3 protein-coding genes are annotated in these 3,307 nt (G+C 68.4%); all 3 read left to right on the forward strand.

Annotation, left to right across the window (positions count from 1 at the left end; genetic code table 11):
- Window positions 1–166: 166 nt before the first annotated feature.
- Window positions 167–634 carry a hypothetical protein gene (locus VE326_10005; GenBank protein ID HYJ33539.1) on the forward strand — a complete coding sequence of 156 codons (468 nt, stop codon included), beginning with the start codon at window positions 167–169 and terminating at the stop codon, window positions 632–634.
- A complete protein-coding gene (locus VE326_10010) occupies window positions 631–1,206 on the forward strand; it encodes an AAA family ATPase (protein ID HYJ33540.1) in 576 nt (191 codons plus the stop codon). Before VE326_10005 ends, VE326_10010 begins: the two co-directional genes overlap by 4 nt.
- Before the next feature lie 49 nt (window positions 1,207–1,255).
- Window positions 1,256–3,307: protein kinase (locus VE326_10015; protein ID HYJ33541.1), on the forward strand; the 2,052-nt coding region annotated here is incomplete at its 3' end.

A 3,307-nucleotide genomic window follows, 5' to 3' on the forward strand; every position in this document is an offset into this window, starting at 1 on the left:
GGCACGTCTTCGGCCAGGTTGAGCCTGATCCTCGAGGTCGACAGTATGGAGATGTCCCAGGCGATGAAGATCGCGATGGACGGCGTGCGGAGAGAGTTCGGGGTCACGTCGAAGGAGGAGTTCGAATGACCGGCCACGAGCTCAAAATGCTGACTCCGGAGCTCGAATGAGCCGTCGGGCAGTGACGGCCTCCCTGGTCGCCGCTTCGGTCGCCTATCTCGCGTCGTGGTTCCTGCCCGTGGTGGCATTCACCCCTGGCACACTGGTCGAGGGCATCAACGCCGGCTGGAAGGCATTCTTCATGGCGCTCTCCATGGCCCTCAAGCCCGATCGACTCGATGGATTCTGGGGGCTTTGCACCGCCGGCGTTCTGGCGAACGTCGTGGTCATCGCCGTGCCCTGGGTCCTGCGACGAAGACCGGCGCCAGCATGGCTTCCGATGGCACTGGCCGCGTCGTTCGTCATAAACCTGGCGTGGATTCCGATGACATCGGCCCGCTTGCTCCCGGGCTTCTGGCTCTGGATCGGATCGATCGGCATGCTCGCGGCGACGGTCGTCCTGATCCGGCGAACACAACATGCCTCGGGGCATGTTAATATAAAACTGAACTCGCCCCGGGACGAGATGGCGTGAACCCGCGCTTCGTCCTGACGGGCGCACCCGGCGGCGGGAAGACGGCGATCCTGGCCCGAATCGGTCCGGGAATCCGTACCGTCGCCGAGCCCGCGCGGGAGATCCTCGCCGAGGAGCGCGCCAGCGGAGGGCGCGGCACGCCCGATCAGGATCCCGCCCGGTTCATGGAGCTGCTCCTCGCCCGGTCGATTGAGAAATATGTGGAGGCCGGCATTGGCGGGACAGCCGAGGCCGGCAAGGCCGCGAGCGAAGCGGCCCTGCTCTACGACCGAGGCATTCCCGACTGTGTCGGCTACGCCGTCCATCTCGGGACCGATCCATCGCCTTGCATCGAGGCGGCCCAGCGGCTCCGCTATCACCCCCAGGTCCTCGTCCTCGAACCCTGGGAAGCGATCTACACCACGGACGACGAACGGAAGATGACCTTCGAGCAGTCGCTGGGATTTCACGAGAGGCTTCTCGACGGATATCGAAATGCGGGCTACGAGCTGATCACCGTGCCCAAAGCGCCGATCGAGGAGCGGGTCGCCTTCATCCGGGGGTTCATCGCGACCGGACCCACCCTGCTATAATCACCAGTTCACAGACGAAATCCCAACCCGCAACCCCCGGAGCCTGAACTTGCCCAACACCATCTCGGCCGGGACGCGTCTCGGTCCTTACGAAATCCACGAACTGATCGGACGCGGCGGGATGGGCGAAGTCTACCGCGCCAAGGACGGGCGGCTGGGACGCCAGGTCGCCGTCAAGGTGCTCCCCTCCTCCTTCGCCGCCGACGCCGACCGCCTGAAGCGCTTCGAGCGCGAGGCGCGCGCGGCGGGACAGCTCAACCATCCCAACGTCGTCGCGATCTACGACATCGGCACCACGGGCGAGACCCCCTACATCGTGAGCGAATTGCTCGACGGCACCGACCTGCGCGCGCGGCTCGCCAAGGGCGCGCTGCCGCCGCGCAAGGCGATCGCGATGGGGATCCAGATCGCGAAGGGGCTGGCCACCGCGCACGCCAAGGGGATCGCGCACCGGGACCTGAAGCCCGAGAACCTCATGGTCCTCTCCGGCGACCATCTGAAGATCGTCGACTTCGGTCTGGCCAAGCTGACCCACGCCGACGCGGCCGCCGACGGCGACGTGACCGGCGTGCTCGCCACGCAGCTCACCGGCACCGGCACCCTCATGGGGACGGCGAGCTACATGGCGCCCGAGCAGATCCGCCAGCAGCCCACCGACCAGCGCGCCGACATCTTCGCGGTGGGCGCGATCCTCTACGAGATGCTCACCGCCCGCCGCGCGTTCGAGGGCGCCACGCCGGCCGATCGCGTCGCGGCCATCCTCAACGAGACGCCGGCCGAGCTGCCGCCCGAGATCGAGGACGCGGCACCGGGGCTCCCCGCGCTTATCGAGCGCTGTCTGGAGAAGAACGTCGAGGACCGCTTCCAGTGCGCGCACGATCTCGCCTTCGCGCTGCAGCAGATCGAGATCGCCGCCACGTCGCGCCGCGGCACCGCCAACACCGCGAGCGCGGCGGCGGGCATCCCCGGCGCCATCGCCCCCTCGGAAACCAAGCGCCACACCTTCCGCCGCACCACCTACCGCGAAGGGACGATCCTCTCGGCGCGCTTCGCCTCGGATGGCCAGGGCGTCTGCTACGGCGCGGCCTGGGAGGGGCGCCCCGCCGAGCTGTTCTGGGCCTATCCCGGCAATCCCGAGTCGCGCGCGCTGGGCTTCCCGCGCACCGACGTGCTCGCCATCTCCGTCACGGGCGAGATGGCGGTGTCGCTGCGGCGTCATCCGCGCGGCGGGTTCATCTACAGCGGCATGCTCGCGCGCATGCCCGCGGGCGGAGGGGCGCCGCGCGAGATCCTCGACAACGTCTACGAGGCGGACTGGAGTCCCGACGGCCGCCAGCTCGCCATCCTCCGCGAGGACGCCGGCCTCACGCGCATCGAATACCCGGTCGGAAACGTGCTCTACAAGAGCGCGGGCTGGGTCAGCAGCATGCGCGTCGCTCCCGACAACAAGTACATCGCGTTCATCGACCATCCCTTCCGCGGCAACGACGCGGGCGGCCCCGCCATCGTGGACATGAGCGGGAACGTGAAGCATCTCTCGCCGGGATGGTCCAGCGCCCGCGGGATGGCCTGGTCTCCCGACGGCCGCGAGATCGTGTTCACCGCGTTTCGCACCGGCGTCGGCCGATCGCTCTACCGCGTCACGCCCGAGGGCGTCGAGCGCCCCATCCTGGAAGTGCCGGGGCACATGACGCTTCAGGACATCTCACGGCAGGGGGCCGCGCTCATCGTGCTGGAGAACGAGCGCATGCGCATGCAGTTCGCGCGGCACGGCCAGGGCACCGCGCAGGATTTGACCTGGCTCGACTGGACGCTGGTGCGCGACCTCTCCAGCGACGGATCGCGGATCCTCTTCGACGAGACGGGCGTGGGCGGCGGCGAGCTTCACGCGGTGTATCTGCGCGGAACCGACGGCTCCCCGGCGATCCGCCTGGGCGACGGCATCGGCTTCAACTTCTCGCCCGATGGGCAGTGGGCGCTCGGGACGGTGGGCAACGTCTCGCACGGGCTGACGCTCCTTCCCTGCGGCGCGGGCGAGGGACGATTCCTCGAGCTTCAGGGGTTGGAAGTGATCTACGGCACCTGGTTCCCCGACGGGATG

Source organism: Candidatus Binatia bacterium (assembly GCA_035631035.1).
Lineage (GTDB): Bacteria > Eisenbacteria > RBG-16-71-46 > SZUA-252 > SZUA-252 > DASQJL01.